This window comes from Actinoallomurus soli, from assembly GCF_024055715.1.
GTDB classification, from domain to species: domain Bacteria; phylum Actinomycetota; class Actinomycetes; order Streptosporangiales; family Streptosporangiaceae; genus Actinoallomurus; species Actinoallomurus soli.
In genome coordinates this window covers 1-23,168 of record NZ_JAMXMV010000008.1, presented here as the reverse complement: position 1 = coordinate 23,168, position 23,168 = coordinate 1, and the positions used below count along the sequence as shown (strand labels likewise).

General features: G+C 72.7%; 16 protein-coding genes and 1 pseudogene. 4 read left to right on the top strand and 13 right to left on the bottom strand.

Translation table 11 applies throughout. The features are described 5' to 3' along the window. Positions 1-29: 29 nt before the first annotated feature. Positions 30-1,412, top strand: a pseudogene (locus NDW01_RS20755) (ATP-binding cassette domain-containing protein); the annotation flags it as partial. Positions 1,413-1,760: 348 nt separating this feature from the next. Here the strand turns inward: NDW01_RS20755 and NDW01_RS20750 are convergent. The 6 genes from NDW01_RS20750 to NDW01_RS20725 all read right to left on the bottom strand — a co-directional run bounded on the left by NDW01_RS20750 (position 1,761) and on the right by NDW01_RS20725 (position 10,608). After that, the gene (locus NDW01_RS20750; protein WP_308211747.1) at positions 1,761-2,348 is read right to left on the bottom strand and encodes a response regulator transcription factor; all 588 of its coding nucleotides are present in this window, start codon (positions 2,346-2,348) and stop codon (positions 1,761-1,763) included. 327 nt (positions 2,349-2,675) lie between these two features. Beyond that, positions 2,676-3,818, bottom strand: a complete 1,143-nt coding sequence (hutI, locus tag NDW01_RS20745; RefSeq protein WP_252822920.1) for an imidazolonepropionase — start codon at positions 3,816-3,818, stop codon at positions 2,676-2,678. 154 nt (positions 3,819-3,972) lie between these two features. Next, a complete protein-coding gene (locus NDW01_RS20740) occupies positions 3,973-5,751 on the bottom strand; it encodes an ABC transporter ATP-binding protein (RefSeq protein ID WP_252822919.1) in 1,779 nt (592 codons plus the stop codon). A gap of 5 nt (positions 5,752-5,756) precedes the next feature. Further along, positions 5,757-7,007, bottom strand: coding sequence for a cytochrome P450 (locus NDW01_RS20735; RefSeq protein ID WP_252822918.1), 1,251 nt, complete (start codon positions 7,005-7,007; stop codon positions 5,757-5,759). Then, a complete protein-coding gene (locus NDW01_RS20730) occupies positions 7,004-10,114 on the bottom strand; it encodes an amino acid adenylation domain-containing protein (protein WP_252822917.1) in 3,111 nt (1,036 codons plus the stop codon). Before NDW01_RS20730 ends, NDW01_RS20735 begins: the two co-directional genes overlap by 4 nt. 44 nt (positions 10,115-10,158) lie before the next feature. Next, entirely contained in the window at positions 10,159-10,608 is a 450-nt protein-coding gene (locus NDW01_RS20725; protein ID WP_252822916.1) for a pyridoxamine 5'-phosphate oxidase family protein, read from the bottom strand. 216 nt (positions 10,609-10,824) lie between these two features. On the opposite strand from NDW01_RS20725, the gene NDW01_RS20720 reads away from it, so the two are divergent. Further along, positions 10,825-11,313, top strand: a complete 489-nt coding sequence (locus NDW01_RS20720; RefSeq protein ID WP_252822915.1) for an SgcJ/EcaC family oxidoreductase — start codon at positions 10,825-10,827, stop codon at positions 11,311-11,313. Here NDW01_RS20720 and NDW01_RS20715 read toward each other — a convergent pair. The 7 genes from NDW01_RS20715 to hutH form a co-directional block, all read right to left on the bottom strand. Beyond that, entirely contained in the window at positions 11,310-11,966 is a 657-nt protein-coding gene (locus tag NDW01_RS20715; RefSeq protein WP_252822914.1) for a sulfotransferase family protein, read from the bottom strand. The two genes, NDW01_RS20720 and NDW01_RS20715, sit on opposite strands and share 4 nt — an antisense overlap. Positions 11,967-12,003: 37 nt before the next feature. Continuing rightward, positions 12,004-12,990, bottom strand: coding sequence for a type III polyketide synthase (locus tag NDW01_RS20710; protein ID WP_252822913.1), 987 nt, complete (start codon positions 12,988-12,990; stop codon positions 12,004-12,006). A 53-nt stretch (positions 12,991-13,043) separates the two neighbouring features. Next, complete coding sequence (locus tag NDW01_RS20705; protein ID WP_252822912.1) at positions 13,044-14,156, bottom strand: arylsulfotransferase family protein; 1,113 nt, start codon at positions 14,154-14,156, stop codon at positions 13,044-13,046. A 554-nt stretch (positions 14,157-14,710) separates the two neighbouring features. Further along, complete coding sequence (locus NDW01_RS20700) at positions 14,711-16,036, bottom strand: formimidoylglutamate deiminase (RefSeq protein ID WP_252822911.1); 1,326 nt, start codon at positions 16,034-16,036, stop codon at positions 14,711-14,713. Next, on the bottom strand, positions 16,033-17,226 hold the full coding sequence (locus NDW01_RS20695; RefSeq protein WP_252822910.1) for an allantoate amidohydrolase: 1,194 nt from the start codon (positions 17,224-17,226) through the stop codon (positions 16,033-16,035). Before NDW01_RS20695 ends, NDW01_RS20700 begins: the two co-directional genes overlap by 4 nt. Before the next feature lie 64 nt (positions 17,227-17,290). Further along, positions 17,291-18,973 carry a urocanate hydratase gene (gene hutU, locus NDW01_RS20690; protein WP_252822909.1) on the bottom strand — a complete coding sequence of 561 codons (1,683 nt, stop codon included), beginning with the start codon at positions 18,971-18,973 and terminating at the stop codon, positions 17,291-17,293. Positions 18,974-18,987: 14 nt separating this feature from the next. Continuing rightward, entirely contained in the window at positions 18,988-20,541 is a 1,554-nt protein-coding gene (gene hutH / locus NDW01_RS20685) for a histidine ammonia-lyase (RefSeq protein WP_252822908.1), read from the bottom strand. A gap of 92 nt (positions 20,542-20,633) precedes the next feature. On the opposite strand from hutH, the gene NDW01_RS20680 reads away from it, so the two are divergent. After that, positions 20,634-21,443: an IclR family transcriptional regulator gene (locus NDW01_RS20680; RefSeq protein WP_252822907.1), complete on the top strand. Its 810-nt coding sequence runs from the start codon at positions 20,634-20,636 to the stop codon at positions 21,441-21,443. Positions 21,444-21,581: 138 nt separating this feature from the next. Further along, a complete protein-coding gene (locus NDW01_RS20675) occupies positions 21,582-23,117 on the top strand; it encodes an RtcB family protein (RefSeq protein ID WP_252822906.1) in 1,536 nt (511 codons plus the stop codon). Positions 23,118-23,168: the final 51 nt, after the last annotated feature.

The window sequence follows — 23,168 nt, the reverse complement described above, 5'->3', positions numbered from 1 at the left end:
GCCATCCGCGCGAGGCGGCGCTGCTGGGGATGTGGTCGGTGGTCGAGGCCGCGCCCGTCCTGCTCTTCGGCCGGTCCGTCGCGGGCGCGACGGACGCGTTCCTGGCCCACCGCATGGCGACGGGGCTGGCCTGGCTCGCCGCGATGGCGGTGACCGCGGCCGTCGGGGCGGTCGGCAGCGCGGGGACGTACCGGCCGCTCGCCGGGATCGTCGAGCCGTTCCGCGACGCGCTGGTCCGCCGGGTCGTCGGCAGCGCCGTCAACGAGGCCGTCCGCACCGGCCGCCCGGGCGAGGCGGCCGTCGCCCGGCTCACCCAGCACGTCGAGATCGTACGCGACACGTTCTCGGGCGTGCTGCTGCTGGTCAGCGGATTCGTGTTCACCCTGGCGAGCGCGCTGGCCGGACTGACGGCCCTCATGCCGGTGACGCTGCTCCTCGTGGTCCCACCGGTCGCGGTGGGACTCGGCCTGTTCCTCGGCATCGTGTCGCGGGCGATGACCCGTCAGCGGGAGCTCATCCTCGCCGAGGAGCGGATCGCCGCGTCCGCGACCGGCCTCGCCGCGGGACTCCGTGACATCACCGCCTGCGGCACCGAGGACGCCAGGGCCGCCGAGGTCGGGCGGCTGATCGACGCTCAGGCCGCGGCCGCCCGGTCGGTGGCGAGACTCGCCGCCGCCCGCACGATCGCCCTCGCCGTCGGCGGGCGCCTGCCGCTCCTGGCGATCGTCGCCGCCGCGCCGTGGCTGCTGCGGCACGGCGCGACGCCGGGCGCGGTGCTCGGCGCGCTCACGTACGTCCTGCAGGGCCTCGCCCCGGCGCTGCACACCGCCGTCCGGGGACTGGGCGGCAGCGGACTGCGCCTGGCGGTGACCCTCGCCCGCCTGATCGAGGCCGGTGAGGTCCCCGCCGTGCCGCGCCCGACCGGAGGCGGCGGCGACCTGCGGCTGTCCGGGGTGACCTTCGCGTACGGGCCGGACGCCGAGCCTGTGATCGACGACCTGTCCCTGTCGGTGCCCGACGGCGACCACCTCGCGATCGTCGGGCCGAGCGGCATCGGCAAGTCGACGCTGGCCCTGCTCGTCGCCGGGCTGCTCAGGCCCGCGCGCGGCACCGTGCTCCTGGGCGGCACGCCCGCCCCGGAGGTCGCTCCGGAGTACCGCGCGCTCATCCCGCAGGAGGCGTACGTCTTCGGCGGCACGCTGCGGGACAACCTGTGCTACCTGCGCGGGGACATCGAGGCGCCGGGCGGCGACGAGCTCGACGCCGCCGCGGACGCCGTCGGCCTGACCGCCCTGGCCGAACGCCTCGGCGGGTACGACGCGGAGGTCGACCCGGCCGCGCTGTCCGCCGGGGAACGCCAGCTCATCGCGCTGACCCGCGCTTACCTGTCCCCGGCGCGGCTCGTCCTGCTGGACGAGGCCACCTGCCATCTCGACGCCACGGCAGAGGAGCGCGCCGAAGCGGCCTTCGCCGCCCGGCCCGGCTCCCTCATCGTCATCGCGCACCGGATGACCTCGGCGCGGCGCGCCCGCCGCGTGCTCATGCTCGACGGCACGCGGGCCTGGCTCGGCGGCCACGAGGACCTGCTCGTCCGCTGCGAGCCGTACCGCGCCCTGCACGGACACTGGGCGGCGGACGGCCCGGCGCCGGTCCGCGTCGCCGCCGACGCGGATGGCGTCGTACCAGAGCGTGTCGCCGCCGAGACGGACGGCGTCGGCTCAAAGCCGGCCCGCGTCGTCGGCGAGACGGACGGCGTCGGCTCAGAGCCAGCCCGCGTCGTCGGCGATACGGATGGCGTCGACCCGGTTGCGCGCCCCTATCTTGCCGATGATGCGCGACATGTGGTTCCGGACGGTGCGGACCGACAGGAAGAGGTGGTTCGCGATCTCAGCGGATGACGCTCCCTGCGCGGCCAGCCGCAGGACGTCCAGTTCACGGCCGGTGAGGGGGCTTTCAACGGTCTCGAGGGCGGCGAAGGCCAGTTCCGCGTCGATGACGCGCTCGCCCTGCGCGACGCACCGGACGGCGTCGGCGAGGTCCTCCGGGGGTGTGTCGATGAGGAGGTAGCCCATCACCCCGGCGGCCACCGCACGCCGCAGATCGCCCGGCCGACGGCGGTCGGCCATGATCAGGATCCCGCAGGAGGGCAGTTCGTCGTGCAAGGCGCGCGCGACCGCGAAGCGGTCTCCCCCCGCTAACCCCGTGCCGATGAGGGCGACGTCGGGGTCGGTCTCCAGGGCGGTGGGCAGTGCCTTGTCCGCGGACTCTAACGCGGCGCCGACCGTCATATCGGGCTGTGCGTTGAGCAGGGCGACGAGCCCACCACGGACCAGGTTTGTATTCTCCACGATGAGAACGCGTATCATTTCCGCCTCTTGGCATTTCGATTCCACCGAACCGACGATTCCCCGGGCGCGGTGAAATCCTTTTGGTACCCCGGCTCAGTGCAACAGATCACCGGCGACTGACCGTGAGAGGCGTACTTCAGGCAGTAGGTGGCCACGCAGGTACATCAGGAGGCTCCCGAGGGGCTGGGGGCGATCCCCTCAAGAGTGGATGACGAAGTGTTAACAGTCAATCCCGCATCGTGGCGTGGCCACCTCGGGCCGTGTCAGTAACAGGTTACACGACAAGATCAATTATTAAGATAATTGACGTAGGCCATTTCTGAATTGTCAGGCGGGTAGTCCGGACCGCCATACCCGCGCGACCTGCGGCACTCCCGGCCGGTAGGCCAGATGGATGTGCGAGGGAGCGTCGAGCAGGAGTACATCGGCCCGCGCACCGGGCCGCAGGTGCCCCACATCGGTCCGTCGCAGGGCTCGCGCGCCGCCTTCGGTGGCCGCCCGTACCGCCTCCTCCGGCGTCATGCGCATCTCCCGCACCGCGAGGGCCACGCAGAACGCCATGCTCGAGGTGTAGCAGGACCCCGGATTGCAGTCGGTCGCCAGCGCGACCTTCGCGCCGGCGTCGATGAGACGGCGGGCGTCGGGGTACGGCTGGCGAGTGGAGAACTCCACGCCGGGCAGCAGGGTCGCGACCGTCTCCGAGTCCGCCAGCGCGGCCACGTCCTCGTCCGACAGGAACGTGCAGTGGTCGGCCGACGCGGCGTCGTACTCCACCGCGAGCCGGACGCCCGGACCGTGGCCGAGCTGGTTGGCGTGCAGGCGCGGGATCAGCCCGGCGGCCCTGCCCGCCGCCAGGATCTCCCGGGTCTGGTCGGCGTCGAACGCCCCTCGTTCGCAGAACACGTCGATCCACCGCGCGTACGGCGCGCACGCCTCGAGCATCTCCCCGGCGACCAGCCGGACGTAGTCGGCGGCGTCCGTCCCGTTCGGGACGACGTGCGCGCCCAGGTAGGTGACCTCGTCGACCAGCTCGGCGGCGATGCGCACCGCGCGCTCCTCGTCGGCGACGGTCAGCCCGTACCCCGACTTGCACTCGATCGTGGTGGTCCCCTGCCGGACCATCTCCGCCACCAGCCGCCGTACGCCGGCCCGCAGCTCGTCGTCGGAGGCGGCCCGGGTCTTCGCGACCGTCGTGCGGATGCCGCCGGCGGCGTACGGCCGGCCGCTCATCCGCGCGGCGAACTCCTCCGCCCGCTCCCCCGCGAACACCAGATGGGCGTGGGAGTCGACGAACCCGGGCAGCACCGCCCGCCCGCCGGCGTCGACGACCTCGTCCGCGGCCGGCGCGGCGGCCACCGGGCCGGCCCAGCCGATCCGGTCACCGTCGATGACCAGCGCGGCGTCCTCGATCACCCACCGCTCCGCGTCGGCCCCGACCAGCTCTCCGATGTTCGTGATCAGAATGCTCACGCCCGCCTCCCTCTCCCGCCAGCATGGCACCCCCACCGAGAGACCCCCGGTGGCGGGAGGCGGACACCGTCTGAGATACGAGACGGCCGGGCCGCCCGCAGTCACCGCGCGCACCGCCCGCCGTCTCGCTCGCGCGGCGGACGCCCGCGCGGATCTATGGCTCGGTTCCGGCCTCCGACGCCCACGACGGAGCGGAGGCCAGCTCACGGTAGACGGGATCGGATCTCAGCAGCGCCGCATGCCGTCCGACGGCTCGTACGCCGCCCTCGATGAGCAGCACGATCTGATCCGCCTTGGCGGCGACCGACACCCGATGGGTGGCGGCCAGGACCACCCGGCTCTGCGCCTCTCGCGCCAACGACTCCAGGAGCGTGCGCTCGCTGACCGCGTCCAGCTGAGAGGTGGCCTCGTCCAGCAGCAGCACGTCCGCGCCGCGCAGCAGCGCCCGGGCGACCGCCAGCCGTTGCCGCTGCCCCCCGGAGATCGCCACCCCGCGTTCCCCCACCGGCGTGTCCAGGCCCTTCGGCAGGGAGCCCGCCCAGTCGTCCAGGGCCACGGCGCGGAGCGCGCCTCGCACGTCGGCCGAGCTCGGACTCGGCACGCCGTACAGCATCGCCTCCCGCACGGTCTCGCCGAGCAGCGCGGCCTCCTGCTGCACGTAGGCGAGCCGCCGCCGCAGCTTGTCACGTTCCAGTTCCCGCACGTCGACCGCGTCGAGCAGGACCCGGCCCCGGTCCACGTCGGCGAATCGCAGGATGAGGCCGAGCAGGGTCGTCTTGCCCGCGCCGGACGGTCCGACGAGCACGGTGAGGCCGCGGCGTGCCGCGAAGCTCACATCGCGGAGCACGGGCCGGTCGTCGTAGCCGAACCACACCCCGTCGAACCGCACCTCGGGAGCCGGTCCGCCGTTCGAACCGGTCCGGGTGACCCGCCCGCTGCCGCGGCCCCTGGAGGGCAGTTCCTCCGCCTCCGCGGGCAGGGAACGCAGTGCCTCGATCCGCCGGACGGCCGCCAGGCCCTGGGCGATCTGGGGGATGGTGAAGGCCAGCGAATCGATCGGCTCCCCGAGGAACATCACGTAGAGCAGGAACGCGACCAGGTCGCCGACGCCGATACCGCCGGACGCGACCCGCGCGCCGCCGACGGCGAGCACCGCCAGGAAGGTCACGTCGACCGAGACCGCGGTGAGCATCCCGAGGAACGCCTCGACGCGCACCGCCCGCCTTCCGGCCCGGAAGGCGGCCTCGGCCTCGGCGCAGGCGTGGTCCGACTCCGCCTGTTCGGTGCCCGACGCCTTGACGGTACGGAATGCGATCAGCGCCCGCTGCATCGACGAGGTCATCGCGGCGACGCGTCCCTGGGTGCGTTCGGTGGCCTCTCTGATCCGCTGTCCCGCGATCATCTCTCCCAGAGCGGTGATCACGAGTACCCCGACGACCACCCCGAGCATGAGCACGTCGATGGTGCCCATCAGCACGAGCGCCGCCAGCACGACCACCGGGGTGGCGGCGGAGCGTACGAGGGCGTCGCCGACCGTGTCCCCCAGCAGAGTGGTGTCGGTGCCGATGCGGGAGAGGACGTCGCCGACCGGCCTGCGCTCGACCGTGGCCACGCTGCCGCCCAGCACGCGCCGCACCAGGGCGCACCGCAGATTCGTCACGAGCCGCAGGGCGCCCCGGCCGAGGAACAACGTGCAGGCGCCCGACAACGTCATCCCGATGACGGCGAGCCCGCCGAGGACCATCAGCGGCCGGGACAGGCTGCCGCCGGCCTTCAGTTCGTCCAGGACCCAGCGTGCGATCAAGGGCTGGGACAGCGCGGCCGCGTTCCCCACCAGTTCGAGCACCATCATCACGGCGAGGAACCGCCGCATGTCATGCACGTAGCGCCAGAGAACGCGCAGTGATCCGCTCGACCCGTCGAGCCCGCTCATCGACCTCACCATTCGACCGGTATGGCCAGCGGTGACTTGGCCGGTGACTCGTCCTCCCACGGCAGTTCGCTCTCGTCGACGGCCAGGCGCAGGCCCGGGAAGCGGTCGAGGAGGGAGTCGAGCGCCACCGCGAGTTCGGCGCGGGCCAGGTGCACGCCGATGCAGTAGTGAGCGCCCTGGCCGAAGGTGAGGTGCGGGTTGGGATCCCGCCGCAGGTCGAGTCGATCGGCGTCGGGGAAGACGGAGCCGTCCCGGTTGGCGGCGGCGAGCACCGGCAGCACGGCCTCACCGGCGTGGATCGCGCGTCCGTGCAGGTCGATGTCCCGGGTCGCCTGCAGGACGACGACGCCGTTCATCACCGGCAGGTAGCGCAGGAGTTCCTCCACCGCCCGCGGCATCATCCCGCGGTCGTCGCGGAGACGGGCGAACCGGCCGGGCCGCGTCAGCAGGACGAGGATCGCGTCGGCCAGGAACATGGTGCAGGTCCGGTAGCCGGCCATGAGCATGGACAGGCCGAAACAGATCACCTCCTCCCGGTCGAGTTCGCCCTGGTCGCATCGGCGCACCAGCCGGGTGAGCACGTCATCCCCGGGCCGGCGCCGTTTCCGTGCGATCAGCTCGGCGATGTAGCCGCGCAGCGCGTGCGTGACCTCGCGTCCTTCGTCGAGGGTCACCAGCGCGCCGAGTGCGACGTCGGCCATGGGCAGGAAGTAGTCCCTGTCCTCGTAGGGAATGCCCACCAGGTCGCACATCACCAGCAGCGGGAACGGTTCGGCGAAGTCGGCGGCGAGGTCGGCCGGCCGGCCACCGGTCTCGATGTCGTCGAGCAGCCCCTCGGCCAGCGCCCGGACACGTCCCAGACGACCCTCCACGGTGTGGACCGCGAACTCGTCGGCCAGCGCCCTGCGCAACGCGGCGTGCCGGGGGCCGTCCAGCTCCATCATGGTCGTCAGGCCGGGACCCGGCTCCGGGAGGTCCTCAGGGCGGACGGGCCAGGCGTTGATGGTCGGCCTGACCAGCCGGGCGTCCGCGAGCAGTGCCCTGACGTCGGCGTAACGAGTGACGTACCAGGCGGTGGCGCCCATCGGCGTGCGGACCCTCGCGACCGGGCATTCCCGCCGCAGCCGTCCGTACTCCTCGATCGGCCCCATCGTCCCCGGCGGTCCGAGCGGGAAGTCCATGACCGGCGGCCGTTCCCGGTCCGCCGTCCTCCCGGCCGGCGACGCGTGGTCGGACGGTGTTCCCCTCGCGGTCATCTCGTCCCCCTTCCGGCCGCCAGGCGGTCGCCCCCGCCCTGCCGCAGACGCGGGATGTATCCGGTCGAGAGGAAGTACGCGAGGTACCGGTCGAGCAGCGCCCGGTCGACCGGCGGACAGTGCAGGCCGCTGCCGGCGAGATCACGGTCGACGTTGTCACGTCCCAGCGACGGGAAGGTGCCCTCGAAGTACATCTCCTTGACCGAGATGTCGGTCTTGTTGCTGCGGTCGACGCACAGCGACAGGAAGGGGGCGGTCGGGCTGGTCGGGTGCTCGGCGATGTGCCGCACCAGTTCGGCCACCCATCGCGGATAGGGCAGCGTGGTGATGTCGCAGCCGGCCGCGCGCATGCGGTCGAGCATGTCCGCCAGCCGGGCGGGCCGGGGGTTGGTCAGGTGATAGACCCGCCAGGCGGCGGGACGGCTGGTCGCGAGGTGCACGACGGCGTCGGCCAGGTAGTCGACGGGGACGAAGTCCATCGGCAGTGGCACGTCCGGCGCGAGGCCGGTCTCGGCGATGGTCTTGAACAGCGAGCAGATCGCGGTCTCGGTGTTGCACGCCCCGTTGTGCCGGTCACCGGTGATCTCGTAGGGCCGGTACACGGCCACCGGGAGCCCCAGGGCGGCGGCCTGCCGGAGCACGCGCTCGGCGACCCACTTGCTCTCGGCGTACCCCATCGTCAGCCGGTCCGCGTGCGCGAGGGGCAGGTCCTCGTCGACGCGCTCCACCCCGGCCGTCCCGAAGCCGGCGATCACCGCGATGGTGGACAGGAAGTGCACCGGGACCCGGCGGGGAGCCGCCAGCCTGATCACCGACCGCGTCCCGTCCACGTTCGCCGCGCGCAGTTGCGCGTAGGGGTACAGGAAGTTGACCTCGGCGCCGGCGTGGAACACCAGGTCCAGGGCTCCGGAGAGCTCGGCCGCGTGCTCGGCGGACAGTCCGAGCCGGGGCGCGGCGAGATCCGCGGGGAAGCACGCCACCCGTTCGGTCACCCCTGGTGGGGCGAGGCCGAAGCGGGCGAGGTTGGCCGCCAGCCGTTGCCTCGCGCGTCGCGCGTCACGTGCTCGGATCGGGCAGTGCACCGTGGCCGAGGTCGACCGCAGCAGCCGGTCGACCAGGAAGGCGCCGACGAAGCCGGTGGCCCCGGTGACCAGGGTGTGCCGGGGTTCGGCCCAGCGTGGCGCGGGGCCCTGCCGCGGCGGGAGGTCGAAACCCAGGACCGCCTCGGCTTCGAAGTCCATCGTCCCGGGGGCCGGCGCGTCGGTGCGGCGAACCTCGTCGACCGCCTCGGCGTAGCCGGCGAGGGTCGGCCTCCCCAGCAGCCGGCGGATCAGTTCGCTGCCATGCCGGGCGTCCATGCCGAGTGCGGCCAGGGTGCGGGCGACGACCTCGGCGGCCAGCAGGGAGTCACCGCCGAGGGCGAAGAAATCGTCGACGGGCGTGGGACGGACACGCAGCGTGTGCTGCCAGATCTCGGCGAGGACGTCGGCCGGGCCGGTCACGGCGCACGGCGCGGATCCCGGCCCGGCCCTGATGTCCTCGGCCGCCTCCGCCGCCAGGCGCCCTCTGTCGATCTTGCCGGCGGAGGTGAGGGGAAGGCGTTGCAGGACGACCAGCCGAGACGGCAGGGCCGGGGCCGGCAGCCAGTCGGCCAGGTATCGGCGCAGTTGCGCCGGCGACACCGTTCCCCCGGGGCCGGCCGGTGTGACGTAGCCGATCAGGTGCTCGGTGTCCGCGGCGTCGCGGACCACCTCGGCGACGGCCTCGCCGACGGTACGGTGCGCCCGCAGCCTGGTCTCCACCTCCTCCAGTTCGATGCGGTGACCGCGCAGCTTGACCTGCCGGTCCATCCGGCCGTGATAGCGAAGCGCGCCGTCGGGGAGCCAGGACACCCGGTCGCCCGTGCGGTACAGACGCGTGCCCGGTGTGCGGAGATCGTCGATGAAACGCTCGGCCGTCAGCTCCGGGTCGCCGAGGTAGCCCAGCGCCAGCCCGTCTCCCCCGACGAGGAGTTCACCCTGCTCGCCGACCTCGGCCGGAGTGCCGTCCGGCCGCACCACGTGGCAGGTGGAGTTGGCCAGCGGGCGGCCGATGGGCACGTCGTCGGCTCCGGGCGGCAGGTCGCGGACCACGTGGGCGGTGGACACGACGCTGTTCTCGGTCGGCCCGTAGAAGTTGACCAGGGTCGTGTCCGGACAGGCCGCCTGGACCGCATGGGCCAGGGCCGGGTCCATCGCCTCGCCTCCCGCCGAGACGAACCGCAGGCACCGCAGCGCCTCGGGCATGGTCCGCGCCACGTTGTGCAGCACGCCCGTGGTCAGGTACGCCACGGTCACCCGCTCAGAGCGCAGCCGCCGGTGAAGCGCGGCGGGGGACAGCAGGTCCTCCCGGCCGACCAGCACGAGGCAGGCCCCGTTGAGCAGGGCCGACCAGATCTCGATCGTGGACGCGTCGGAGGACAGCTCGTAGGCGTGGAGCACCCGGTCGCCGGGGCCCGGCCGTGACCCCGCGACGTCGGCGTAGGCGAGCCGGACCACGCCGCGGTGCGGGACCCCCACCGCCTTGGACCGGCCGGACGAGCCCGAGGTGGCCATCACGTAGGCGCAGTCGAGCGGCGCCGACTCCACGGGCGGTTGCCCGTCGACCGGCGCGGGGACCGCGTCGTCGGACAGGTCGACCCGGGCGCGCAGCCGGCGCACCCGGCACGTCGCGCCCGGCAGGACCACCGCCGTCTGCACCCCCGCGTCCTCGGCCAGGGCGCGCAGCCGCGCGGGTGGCATCGTGTCATCGAGCGGGACGTAGGCGGCGCCGGTCTTCAACACCCCCAGGACGGCGACCAGAGCGTCCAGCGAGCGCCCCCCGCAGACCGCCACCCGGTCCCCCTGCCGTACGCCCGCGTCACGCAGGCGCGCGGCCAAGGCGTCGGAGCGGTCCCGCAGCTCGCCGAAGGTCAGCCGGCGCCCTGCGTGCACCGCGGCCACCACGTCGGCCTCTTCGACCGCCCGCGCGTCGAACAACCCGTGCAGGCAACTGTTCCGCGGATAGTCGGTCGCGGTGTCGTTCCACTCTGTCAGCGCGGAATCGGCCCGGCAGCGCTGAACCGACATGCCGAACTCCTTTACCGATGATTGACACGACGCGCGACCACCGATTACTCGGTCGGCTGAAACTGCCGCGCGAAGGCGGTGAAGTCGGCCGTCCTCCACCGCTGGGGACGCATCCGAAAGGTCATGTACTCCTCGAGTTGGTGTCGGTTCGCCGCGAGATAGGCGACGGCGGTGTCCCGGTCGAGGTAGCGGTGGGCGATCGCCTCCCACTCGGCCCTGTTCAAGCCGTCCTCCACGGCGACGACAGGCCCCTCGACGCTGACATAGCGGTAAGGAGGGGACTCGCTCTGCGCGCAGAGGCTGAACCGCCGGGCCCGCCTGATCAATTCGGCCTTGGTCGAGCTCCGGGCCGTCAGGACGGTGACCACGCCGCCGGGCTCATAGCCGTACCAGACCGGCACGAGCAGAGGGGCGGACGTTCCTCGCGGATCGGTCACCCCGAGCACGCCCACGTGCAGGTCCGCGAGGAACCTCTCCCGACAATCGCTTGACATGGTGAGGTTCATCTACGCCCTCCACCCAAAAAAGCTGTCGAGATGCGTCTTCTCGGGACAAAATGCCCGCCAACCCGCCACTGAAACCCATCACCGCATGGAAAGGCAGCGCCCGAGTCAGGTGATTACCGTGCTTTTCCAAAGGATGACCCGCCATTACGGAATGATTGACCGGGTGGAGTTTCACGTTCCGACGAAGCGGAGACCACTGACCAGGTGAAGCCTCCCGAAGCCGCCGTGCGAGCGCTGTACGAGGACCTGCTCGCCGCGTGGAACCGACGCGATGCCCAGGGGTACGCGGCGCTGTTCGCCCCCGACGGCGCGCTGATCGAATACGACGGCGGCCACGTTCCCGGCCCCCGGATCGTGGAGCACCTGACCCCGATCTTCGTGGACGACGCCCTTCCGTCGTACGTGTTCAAGGTGCATGAGGTCCGGCCGCTGAGCGATGAGGTGGTCCTGCTGCGCGCCATCGCCGGCATGATCCCGCCAGGACGGACCGTGCTGGATCCGGCCGCCAACACCGTCCAGTCGCTGGTCGCCCAGCAGCAGTCGGGGATCTGGCGGATCGCGTTGTTCCACAACATCCAGGTGCGTTACCGGGGCCGGCCCGAACTCGCCCGGCAGCACACCGACGAGCTCCGTCACGTACTCCGCCGATCCGCCGATCGCGCCGACGGGAACGCGACCAGGCGGCCGGTCTAACCCGAACCGGGCGCGTCCGCGCCGGTCCCGCCGTGCTCTCGCATCAGGGAGTCGAAGTCCTCCCGGCGGTTGCGGTGGGGAAACGGCGCGTCCGGCACCGGCCTGCCGAGGAATTCGCAGAGCGGCTCCCAGCCCTGAGCCACTTCGAAGATCAGCAGCCGGTCGCCGGGCAGTCGCCCGCGTACGGCCTCGATATGGTCGTCGAAGATCCGCAATGAGTGCTCGCGGTCCGTGAAACGCCCCTCGAACACCCCGTCCCATACGACCTCACGGACCATGACGCGCATCTCGGCCAGAATGGGTGAGTCGGGAGGCGAGTCGTCCATCGCGGCGCGGTGAATGGTGCCGAGGACGCTTTCGTACCAGCATTCCGGGTCACGGATGGTGAGGATGACCTTCGCCGCCGGATAACGCTCCGCCAGCTCGCGCCAGAACCGTGCGCCCGGCCAGTCCACGGTCGCGCGGTATCCGCGATACACCTCGTCCCAGTCCACGGCCTCGCCACGGGCCGCCATCCGCCACAGCCGGACCTCATCCGGCTTATCGAGCAGCTTGAGCATGTGGTGGCAGGGAGCGAAACCGAGCCGTTCCAGCGCCATCTTCAAGGAGAGCGTGCCGGTACGGCCGAAGCCGGCGCCGATGACCTCCAGCATGGCGACTCCTTCCCCCAGGAGAGTCCGGTCGTGCGTCTCAGGCGCCGCGGAGGAGGACGGCCCAGATGGTGGCGCCCGGCCCGAACGCCAGCGCGACGCCGTGGTCTCCGGGTGCGAGCGGGCGGGAATCCTGGAGGTGCCCGAGTACACCGATGACGGCCGGTGCGGCGGTGTTGCCGTACTCCCGCATCACCGCGCGTGAGGCGTCCACCGAGGCCGCCGGCAGTGCCAGTTCCTCGGCCACCCGATCGATGATCCGGCGTCCTCCGGGGTGGAGCGCCCACCACCGTACGTCCGCGCGGGAGAGGCCGAACCGGCCGAGCAGGCGGTCGGTCGGACCGGCGACGGCCGCCGCGGTGACGTCGGGCATGGTCGGGGCGAGACGAACGCGCATACCACCATCGCCGACGTGAATCTGCAGGTCGTCGGCGAACTCGGGTGCGTAGAACGTCTCGGTGTCGAGGATGTCCAGTCCCCTGACGTGCTCCCTTCCCGGGCGCACCACGACCGCGGCGGCGCCGTCCCCGAAGATCGTGAGCACTACGGCCTGCTCTTTGTCGTACGGCGGCGGCGGCAGGTACGGCGAGAAGAGGTCGGTACAGACGAGCACCGCCGGGCGGCCGTGGATCTCGACCCAGTTCCGGACCGTGGCCAGCGCGGGGAGCGCGGCGTAGCAGCCCATCGGGCCGAGCGACTGGAACTCGGTGTCAGGCCGCATCCCCACCTGGGTGATCAGCGCGTCCAGGCCCGGGGTGGAGTGGGTCGTGGTGGTGGCCGTGACCAGGAGACCGACGTCGTCGGGCCGCAGGCCGTCATCGGCCAGCGCCCGGCGAACCGCCTCCAGCCCGAGGCTCCGGGCCATCGCCAGGCTGACCTGCATGCGACGCGCGGTTCCCCAGCCGCGCGGGTCGTCGGCGAGCGGGTTGACCGCCATCCCCTTGGTCTCTATCGCCGCGTTGCGGACCATGTCCACGACGTTCTGGCCGCCGGCGTCGTCGGCGAAGAACTCGGCGAACTCCTTCATGCTGATCAAAGGAGGGGAGGTGAACGCGATCCGGGTGATCCGCGCGGGGGACATCACCGCCTGCCACGAATGCCGATGCCGAGCACCCTGCCGCGGGCGTCCAGCGCCTGGACCTGGAGGTACGGCGCCGAGGCCGAGGCGCCGGGCAGCGCGATGGCCGTGTCCAGGCCGTTCCACGCCGCCTCCGCGACCGGTTTCACGGCCTTCGGCGTCGGACCGGCGAGGACGCGCCAGCGAGCGACGCCCGTCGCGCCGTTCCAGACCGCGTGCACGGTGCCGCCCCGCGTCATCACGGTCGGTGGTGTGTTCGGCCGGCCGTTCCACGGCATCCGGTACATCCGGTAGGTGATCATGCCTCTGGGGAGCGCGGCATCGAACAGGCTCCTCCCGTCAGGGGCGAACTCCGAGATCCGGCCCTCCGAGCCCCAGCCCACCGCGGTGTCGCCGTTCGGCAGTTCCTGAGCGTTGCCCTGGATGGCGACGGACCTGTGCTGGGGCTGCACGATCTGCCTGACGAGCGTGGCCGTCCTGGCCACGGGATCGAGTTCGATCCAGGCGACGCGCGCCGCGTGCCGCTTCCGGAGGGTTCCGTTGTCGAAGACTCTGATCAGGTTCTCACCGGCCCAGTGCGCGTCGTGCTGCCCGCAGAACCGCACGCCGGGTCCGAGCCGGAACGTGCTGTCACGCCCGCCCAGCCGCCAGATGATGCGTCCGGTCCGCCGGTCGACTTCATAGAGGGTGCACGTGCTCATGGCCGAGACGAGCAGGTTGCCGTCGCGGCCCTCCTCGACCGAATTGAGGTGCAGGTAGTCGAAAGGACGGGGCTCTCGCGGCTTGATCCTGTGACGGTAGTACTCGGTGATCGGTATGTGGTCCACGCCGCTCCAGCGCCACAGGGTCCGGCCGGTCCTGACGTCGACCTCCTTGAGGATCCCGTCGCGGACGGTGTCGTTCCGGGCGCCGCCGACCGGTGACAGGTCCATTCGCCGACGCCCGGCGTCGATGAGCAGGGCGGTGTTCCTCGGAGTGATCTGCAATTCGTGCGGATCGGCGAGATGCCCGAGCCTGGCGATGACGTGATAATGCGCATCGGCGATGTATCCGGTGCCGTGATAATCGAAAACAGTGGGATCGCCCTTGAGCGTGCCCTGCAACCAGGTCAGCACCGGCCGCCCCCGATAGCGTTGAACGCGCAGGTCGGTCATGAAATGCCGGGCCGGGACCCGCCTGAACCAGACCGGCCGTCCCTGTCCGTCGAGGATCTCGTTACCGTCCCGCGGCCCCGGGGGCAGACTCTGCGGAGTTATCAATATCATCCACGGCGCCGTCCCCGGCCGGTCCCGCAGAATATGAAGCCCGGGCGCGGATGGAAGAGACCGGCGCGCGGCGCCGGAATCCCGCGACACGGCATGCGACGATCCGGCATCGATCACCGTCAGGCCGAGCACGGACAACGTCACCGCCCCGCCGAGTACGCGAACGGGCGATCGCGGCTTCTTCCGGAAAGCCGACTTCGCATGCATGCCCATAGGACCGTTCGTGACAATGGAGTGTCGTCCATATCATGCGATCGAAGTCTGTACCTGCCCGGGCGGTTCCCCGGAAAACCCTGCCGGTGACACCCCGCATGAGATTTGGGCGAGAGCGAACGGCTCAATGGGGAAGGAATTACCCGAGCAGCCGAGCGCGTCCCCGACCCCGTCGGGGACCCCGACATCCGTCAGGCGGTCACGGCCGTGATCGCCTGGGAGAGGGCGGCGGGGACGTCGTCGATCAGCAGGTGGCGACCGTCGCGGACGATCTGCTTTCCCGAGACGACGACGTGGCGGACGTCGGCGGGTGAGGCGGCGAAGACGGCGGACTCGGCGAGGTGGTCGGGGGCGGCGCCGGCGAGTCGTACGGAGTTCAGGTCCACGGTGACCAGGTCGGCGTACGAGCCGGGTTCGATGCGGCCCGCCTCGGACCAGCCGAGCGCCGAGTGGCCGTTGCAGGTCGCCGCGGCCAAGAGCTCCCCGGCGGTCCAGTGGCCGCGCCTGCGGGTGCGGAGCCGCTCGTCGAGCTCGACGGCGCGGGCCTCCTCGAACAGGTCGATCACCGCGTGCTGGTCGGAGCCGAGGGAGAGCGGCGATCCGGCGCCGACCAGGTCGCGGGCGGGGCCGATGCCGTCGGCGAGATCGCGTTCGGTGGTCGGGCACATGCACACGCCGCTCTGGCTGGCGCCGAGCAGGCCGATGTCCTCTGCGGTCAGGTGGGTGGCGTGGACGGCGATGGTCCGGCCGCCGAGCGCCCGCTTGTCGGCCAGCAGCTGCGTCGGCGTCATGCCGTACGTCTCCAGGCACGCCTCGTTCTCGGCGGGCTGCTCGGACAGGTGGACGTGGAGCGGGGCGCGGCGCTGCCGGGCCCACTGGGCGACGGTCCGGAGCTGGTCGCCGGGGACGGCGCGTACGGAGTGGATGGCCGCGCCGATCCGGGCATGGCCGTCCGCGCGCAGTTCCGAGACCCGGTCGGCCCAGGCGTCGGCGGTGCCGTCGCCGAACCGCAGCTGCGGCCCCTCCAGGTCCTTGCCGATGCCGCCGGTCAGGTAGCAGGCGTCGAGCAGCGTGATCCGGATGCCGGCCTCGCGCGCGGCCTGCAAAAGCGCCTCGCCGAAGGCGTTCGGGTCGGCGTACGGGGTGCCGCCCGGGCCGTGGTGGACGTAGTGGAACTCGCCGACGCAGCTGATCCCGGCCAGGGCCATCTCGGCGTAGACGGCGCGGGCCAGCGCGAGGTAGGAGTCCGGGTCGAGCCGTGCCGCCACCTCGTACATGTGGGTGCGCCAGGTCCAGAACGTGCCCCGGCCGGCCTGCACCCGCCCGCGCAGGGCGCGGTGGAAGGCGTGGGAGTGCACGTTGGCCAGGCCGGGCAGGGTCAGGCCGGGCAGGCGTTCGGCGTCCGGCGGGGCCGGCACGCCGGGGGTGATCCGGGCGAACCGCTCCCCCGCGATCTCGATGAGGACGTCGGCCGCGACGCGGTCACCGAGCCAGGCGTGTTCGGCGTGCAGTTTCATCGGGTGAGCAGGTCCTCCAGGACGGCGGCGAGCGCCTCGACGCCGGCGAGGCAGTCGCCGGTCTCGGCGTGTTCCTCGGGGGCGTGCGAGACGCCGGTGGGGTTGCGCACGAACAGCATCGCCGTCGGGACGTGCGCGGACAAGATCCCCGCGTCGTGCCCCGCGCCGGTCGGCAGGACCGGCGCGCCGCCGAGCGTCGCGGCGAGCCGGTCGCGCAGCCCGGCGTGGAAGTCCACGACCTGGGTGTAGGACTCCTCGGCGAGCGCGACCTCGACACCGTGCTCGCCGGCGACCTTCTCCGCGGCGGCGCGGATCTCGGCGACCGTCGCGCGTACGGCCGCGTCGTCGGGCGCGCGGGTGTCGAGCCAGGCCCGGACGAGGGACGGAATGGCGTTGACGCCGTTCGGGGTGACGTGGACCTTGCCCATCGTCGCGACCGCCTCGTGCCGGGCCGCGGCGTCGCGGGCGGCCAGGATCGTGTGCGCGAACGGCAGCATCGGGTCCCGGCGGTCCCGCAGCAGCGTGGTCCCGGCGTGGTTGCCCTGGCCGGTGAAGTCGAACCGCCAGCGGCCGTGCGGCCAGATCGCGCTCGCCACCCCGACGGGCACCTCCAGGGCCCGGCCCTGTTCGACGTGGAGTTCGACGAAGCAGCCGATGCCGGTGAGCAGGTCGGGGTCGGGCCCGATCGCCTCCGGGTCGCGGCCGTCGGCGGCCATCGCGTCGGCCCAGGTGACCCCGTCGGCGTCCCGCAGGCCCCGGGCCCGTACCGGGTCGATGGCGCCGGTCAGCAGGCGCGAGCCCAGGCAGGCGACGCCGAACCGGGCGCCCTCCTCCTCGGCGAAGACGGCGACGCCGAGCGGCCGGGCCGGGGTCACGCCGCGCTCGCGCAGCAGGTCGATCGCGGCGAGGGCCGACACGACGCCGAGCGGCCCGTCGAACGCGCCGCCGTCCGGCACGGAGTCCAGGTGGCTGCCGGTCAGCACGGCGTCCCGTCGCTCACCGGGAACGTCCCACCAGGCGAAGAGGTTGCCGTTGCGGTCCTCCTCCAGGGTCAGGCCGCGCCGGCCCGCCTCCTCGGCGAACCAGGCGCGGCACTCCCGGTCCGCGGCCGTCCAGGAGTACCGCCGGTGGCCGCCGCCGGAGACCCGCCCGATCGGCAGCAGGTCCCGCCACATCTCTTCGTAGCCCATCGCCTCTCCTCACGCGGGCGCCGCTCCGCCCACGGGCAGCGGGCGGAGCGGCGGGAACACCGGTCTACTGCTCGTTCATCGGGACGCGGACGCCGCGCTCGGCCGCGACCTCGGTGGCGCGGTCGTAGCCGGCGTCGACGTGCCGGATGACGCCCATGCCCGGGTCGTTGGTCAGCACCCGCTCCAGCTTCTGAGCCGCGAGCGGCGTGCCGTCGGCCACCGACACCTGCCCGGCGTGGATGGACCGGCCGATGCCGACACCGCCGCCGTGGTGGATCGACACCCAGGAGGCGCCGGAGGAGGCGTTGACCAGGGCGTTCAGCAGCGGCCAGTCGGCGATCGCGTCGGAGCCGTCGGCCATGCCCTCGGTCTCGCGGTACGGCGAGGCGACGCTGCCGGAGTCGAGGTGGTCGCGGCCGATGACGATCGGCGCGCTGATCTCGCCGGTCTCGACGAGCTTGTTGAACTCCAGGCCGGCGCGGTCGCGCTCGCCGTAGCCGAGCCAGCAGATCCGCGCGGGCAGGCCCTGGAAGTGGACCTTCTCCCCCGCCATCCGGATCCAGCGGGCGAGCTGCTCGTTCTCCGGGAACAGGTCGAGGATCGCCTGGTCCGTACGGGCGATGTCCTTCGGGTCGCCGGACAGCGCCGCCCAGCGGAACGGGCCCTTGCCCTCGCAGAACAGCGGCCGGATGTAGGCGGGGACGAAGCCCGGGAAGTCGAACGCGCGCGTGTACCCGGCGAGCTGCGCCTCGCCGCGGATCGAGTTGCCGTAGTCGAAGACCTCCGCGCCGGCGTCCTGGAAGCCGACCATCGCCTCGACGTGCGCGGCCATCGACTCGCGGGCCCGGATGGTGAAGCCCTCCGGGTCCTTGGCGCGCGCGTCGGCCATGTCCTCGAACGCGACGCCGCGCGGCAGGTACGTCAGCGGGTCGTGCGCCGAGGTCTGGTCCGTGACGATGTCGATCGGCGCGCCCATCTCCAGCAGCTTCGGCACGATGTCGGCGGCGTTGCCGAGCAGGCCGATGGACAGCGGGCGGCGGGCGTCGCGGGCCTCGACGGCCAGGCGCAGCGCCTCGTCGAGGTCGTCGACGCGCACGTCGCAGTACCGGTGCTCGACGCGCCGGTCGATGCGGGAGGGGTCGCACTCGACGCAGATCGCGACGCCGCCGTTCATCGTGACGGCGAGCGGCTGAGCGCCGCCCATGCCGCCGAGCCCGGCGGTCAGCGTGATCGTGCCGGCGAGGGAGCCGCCGCTGCTCTCCCCTTTGCCGAAGCTCCGCCGGCTGAGCTTGGCGGCGACGGCCGCGAACGTCTCGTACGTGCCCTGCAGGATGCCCTGCGTGCCGATGTAGATCCACGACCCGGCCGTCATCTGGCCGTACATCGTGAGCCCGAGCGCCTCCAGCCGCCGGAACTCCTCCCAGTTCGCCCACTGCGGGACGAGGTTGGAGTTGGCGATGAGCACGCGCGGCGCCCACTCGTGGGTGCGCATGACGCCGACCGGCTTGCCGGACTGGACGAGCAGCGTCTCGTCGGCCTCCAGGGAGCGCAGCGAGCGGACCATCGCGTCGAACGCGTCCCACGAGCGCGCCGCCCGCCCGGACCCGCCGTAGACGATCAGCTCGTCGGGGTGCTCGGCGACCTCCGGATCGAGGTTGTTCATCAGCATGCGCAGGGCGGCCTCCTGCTGCCAGCCCTTGGCGCTCAGCGTCGTGCCGCGCGGCGCGCGTACGGGACGAGGACCCATCGTGTTCTCCTTGCTCAGGCCAGCGGGCCGGTGACGGTTTCGGCGGCGGCGACGAGGGAGCCGTCGCGGACCAGGTCCACGGCGGCGGCGATCTCGGGTGCCAGGTAGCGGTCGGGGCCGGGCGCGGGCACCCGGGTGCGCAGGGCGGCGACGACCGCGCCGGTCGCGGGGCCGGGCCGCAGCGGCGCCCGCAGGTTCAGTGCCCGGGCGGCGGTGAGGATCTCGATGGCGACGACGCGGGTCAGGCCGTCGACGGCCCGCCGCAGCTTGCGGGCCCCGCTCCAGCCCATCGAGACGTGGTCCTCCTGCATGGCGGAGCTGGGGATCGAGTCGGCGCTCGCCGGGACGGCGAGCCGCTTCAGCTCCGAGACGATGCCCGCCTGGGTGTACTGCGCGATCATGTGCCCGGAGTCCACGCCCGGGTCGTCCGCGAGGAACGCGGGCAGCCCGTGCGAGCGGGCGGGGTCGAGCATCCGGTCGGTACGGCGTTCGGAGATCGAGGCGACGTCGGCGACCGGGATGGCCAGGAAGTCCAGGACGTACGCGACGGGCGCGCCGTGGAAGTTGCCGTTCGACTCGACCCGCCCGTCGGGCAGCACGACGGGGTTGTCGACCGCCGAGGCCAGTTCGCGGGAGGCGACGAGGGCGGCGTACTCCAGAGTGTCGCGGGCGGCGCCGTGCACCTGCGGCGAGCAGCGCAGCGAGTACGCGTCCTGCACGCGCGTGCAGTCCGGGCCCCGGTGCGACTCCATGATCGCCGAGTCGGCGAGCAACGCCCGGAGGTTCGCGGCGCTCACGGCCTGACCCGGATGCGGCCGCAGCTCCTGCAGGTCGGCGGCGAACACCCGGTCGGTGCCGAGCTGCGCCTCGACGCTCATCGCGGCGGCGACGTCCGCGGCCTTGAGCACGCGGCGCAGGTCCTCGATGGCCAGCACGAGCATGCCGAGCATGCCGTCGGTGCCGTTCAGCAGGGCGAGGCCCTCCTTGGCGACGAGGCTGAGAGGTTCGATCCCGGCCTCGGCCAGCGCCTCGGCGGCAGGTCGCAGCCGTCCCTCGGCGTCACGGACCTCGCCCTCGCCGATCAGCGCGAGAGCGACGTGCGAGAGCGGCGCCAGGTCGCCGGAGCAGCCGAGGCTGCCGTACTCGTACACGACGGGCGTGATCCGGGCGTTGAGGAGCGCGGCGAGGGTCTCGGCGGTCACGGGCCGCACTCCGGTACGGCCGGTGGCGAGCGTGCTCAGCCGCAGCAGCATCATCGCCCGGACGACCTCGGCCTCCACCTCCGCTCCGGAGCCGGCGGCGTGCGAGCGGACGATGTTCAGCTGGAGCTTGGCCCGCAGGTCCTCATGGATGTGCCGGGTGGCCAGCGCGCCGAACCCGGTGGAGATGCCGTACGCGGGCGTCGGCCGGGCGGCGAGCTCGTCGACGTGCGCCCGTGCCGCGGCGATCGCCTTGAGCGCCTCCTCGGTCAGCGCGACCCGCGCACCGTGCCGGGCGACGGCCACGACCTGGTCGAAGGCGAGCGGACCCACTCCGACCTCGACACACGCATCACTCGTCGTTTCCATACGCCCATTGCACTCGACCGGTCCGCGTGAGGGGGACCGGGGGACGACGGTGGTGTCTGAGATGCGAGACTCTTAGGAGGAGGGGGGCGAGGATGGCGGCCGAGCAGGTGCCCGCGGCGCGGCGCGCGCTGGCCGTCCTCCGCCTGCTGGCGTCCTCGGCCCGGCCGCTCGCCGCGTCCGCCATCGCCCGCGAGCTGTCCCTGCCGAGGTCGAGCACCTACCACCTGCTCACCGCCATGGCCGAGGACGGCTTCGTCACCTACCTCCCGGAGGACCGGCTGTGGGGCCTGGGCGTGACGGCGTTCGAGATCGGCTCGGCGTACCTGCGGCAGGGCCCGCTCGAACGGCTCGCCCGCCCCCTCCTCGTACGCCTCGTCGACCGGCTCGGGGAGATCGGCCAGCTCGGCGTGCTGCACGGCGCCGAGACGCTGTACCTGCTGAAGGAGCAGCCCCGGCACCATGCCACGCTCGTCACCGACGTGGGCGTACGGCTCCCGGCGTACCTCACCGCGAGCGGCCGGTCGATGCTGGCGCACCTTCCGGCCGCGCAGGTCCGCGCGCTGTTCCCCGGCGAGTTCGTGACCCGGACCGGCGCCGGGCCGCGGTCGCTGCGCGAGCTGCGCCGGGCGCTCGCCGAGGACGCGCGGCGCGGCTGGGCCGTCGAGGACGGCCACGTGACCGAGGGCTTCGCCAGCATCGCCGCGTGCAGCTTCGACCACGTCGGCCGCCCGGCCGCCGCGATGGCCGTGACCTTCCGCCGCGAGACCCACGACGAGGAGGAGTGGCCGGACCTCGCCGCCCGCGTCCGTGAGGCCGCCGCCGAACTCACCCGCCGCCTCTCCGGCCACGCCCCCGCCGGAACGGCGGGATATCCGGTCGACCGCGTCGATCGTGATCGTTAACCTGGTTCCACCTCGCGGCTGCTGAACCCGGGGAGCACGTCGCCGGAGGAGTCCGGCGACCGTCCCGTGCGCCATCGACTCGAGATGGCGGCGACATCGACCCATGCCCTCACCTCAGCGGCCACCAGGAAGGCCTCCATGACGACCATCAAGCGGCGCGGCGCCGCTTCGCCCTCCCCCGACCCGCGGTTCGTCCGCGTGGACGACCACTGGCTCACCCTGCCCAACCCGTGGGACATCCCCGTCGACCTCTGCGCGGGCCCGGACGTTCCGATCGAGTCCAGCGCGGTCGACGAGATCCTCACCGTGCTGGAGACCGCCGGCACCCTGGAGCGGCTCGCGGCGGCGACCGGGCATCCCGGGGCGGCCATCGACCGGGTCGCGCTCACCCCCGACCTGCACAAAGGGGCGGGCATCCCGATCGGCACCGTGCTGCGGACCCGCGGCGCGCTGATCCCGCAGGCGGTCGGCAACGACGTCAACTGCGGAATGCGGCTGGAGACGACCTCGCTGACCGTCGACCGGGTACGCCCGCACCTGGACGCCGTCGAACGGCGGCTCCGGCACCTGTTCTTCGAGGGCGGGCGGCGGATCGCCCTGTCCGGTCTGCAGCGCGAGGCACTGCTGCGCGACGGCCTGCCCGGCCTGCTGAACGCCGGGAGCCCGCCCGCCGACGGGGTCTGGTCGGCTCTGCGGCCGGGCGACGCCGATCCCGGGCGGCTGCACGCGGCGCGGTATCCGACCACGACCGCGGCCGCGTTCCGGGACTGGATCGAGAGTGCGGGCGGCACCAGCTACGACAGCATCATCGGCAGCGTCGGCGGCGGGAACCACTTCGCGGAGCTGCAGTACGTCGCGGCCGTGCACGATCGGCAGGCCGCGTACGCCTGGGGCCTGTCGGCCGGCCAGGTGGTGCTGATGGTGCACAGCGGCTCCCTGTCGCTCGGCCACCAGGCGAACGGAACGGGCCTGGAACAGGCGAGACGGATGTGGCCGGGCGGCGTCCCGCTGCCGGACAACGGAATCCTGCCGCTGCTGCTCGACGAGCGCTCGGAGGAGGCACGGCGGCGCTACCTCGACGCGTTCGGCAACGCGGCGAACTTCGCGGTGGGCAACCGGTTCTTCCTCGCCCTGATGATGCGGGCCGGGCTCGCCGCGGAGTGCGGGGAGGTGTCGGGCCAGGTGATCTACGACGCTCCGCACAACCTGCTGTGGCCGGACGGCGATGACCATGTGGTGCACCGGAAGGGCGCTACGCCGGCCGGCGGGTACGCCGAGGCGGCCGGCGGGCCGTACGCCCTGTGGGGCGAGCCCGTCATCGTGCCCGGCTCGATGGGGGCGGCCAGCCACGTCCTGCGCGGGCACGGGAACCCGCGGACGCTGGCGAGCGCCTGCCACGGCGCGGGCCGTCGCGTTCCCCGTGGCGCCGCCTCACGCGGGAACGACGCCGACCTGGACGCCTTCCTGCGGGAGTTCCGGGTCGTGACGCCGCTCGACCACCGCGACCCGGCCGTCACCCGCCGGCCGGACGTGATGGCCGCGTGGCGCCGTGACCTCAAGCAGGAGGCGCCCTGGGTCTACAAGGACGTCGGCCCGGTGGTCTCCAGCCTGAGCCGCGCGGGCGTCGCCGATCCGGTGGCCGAGCTCCGGCCGCTGCTGACGGTGAAGGGCTGACCGGAGGCGTCGGCGCCGAGGACTCTCGAGCCCGGAGGGACGACACTCCTC

Coding starts and splice junctions, on each gene's coding strand:
- NDW01_RS20715 (WP_252822914.1), bottom strand. CDS start 11,966: ATGCTGGAGGTCATCGGCGCCGGCTTCGGCCGTACCGGCACGCTCTCC.
- NDW01_RS20735 (WP_252822918.1), bottom strand. CDS start 7,007: ATGACCGCGAGGGGAACACCGTCCGACCACGCGTCGCCGGCCGGGAGG.
- NDW01_RS20740 (WP_252822919.1), bottom strand. CDS start 5,751: ATGAGCGGGCTCGACGGGTCGAGCGGATCACTGCGCGTTCTCTGGCGC.
- hutH (WP_252822908.1), bottom strand. CDS start 20,541: ATGGAAACGACGAGTGATGCGTGTGTCGAGGTCGGAGTGGGTCCGCTC.
- NDW01_RS20710 (WP_252822913.1), bottom strand. CDS start 12,990: ATGAAGGAGTTCGCCGAGTTCTTCGCCGACGACGCCGGCGGCCAGAAC.
- hutU (WP_252822909.1), bottom strand. CDS start 18,973: ATGGGTCCTCGTCCCGTACGCGCGCCGCGCGGCACGACGCTGAGCGCC.
- NDW01_RS20680 (WP_252822907.1), top strand. CDS start 20,634: ATGGCGGCCGAGCAGGTGCCCGCGGCGCGGCGCGCGCTGGCCGTCCTC.
- NDW01_RS20695 (WP_252822910.1), bottom strand. CDS start 17,226: ATGGGCTACGAAGAGATGTGGCGGGACCTGCTGCCGATCGGGCGGGTC.
- NDW01_RS20700 (WP_252822911.1), bottom strand. CDS start 16,036: ATGAAACTGCACGCCGAACACGCCTGGCTCGGTGACCGCGTCGCGGCC.
- NDW01_RS20730 (WP_252822917.1), bottom strand. CDS start 10,114: ATGTCGGTTCAGCGCTGCCGGGCCGATTCCGCGCTGACAGAGTGGAAC.
- NDW01_RS20725 (WP_252822916.1), bottom strand. CDS start 10,608: ATGTCAAGCGATTGTCGGGAGAGGTTCCTCGCGGACCTGCACGTGGGC.
- NDW01_RS20675 (WP_252822906.1), top strand. CDS start 21,582: ATGACGACCATCAAGCGGCGCGGCGCCGCTTCGCCCTCCCCCGACCCG.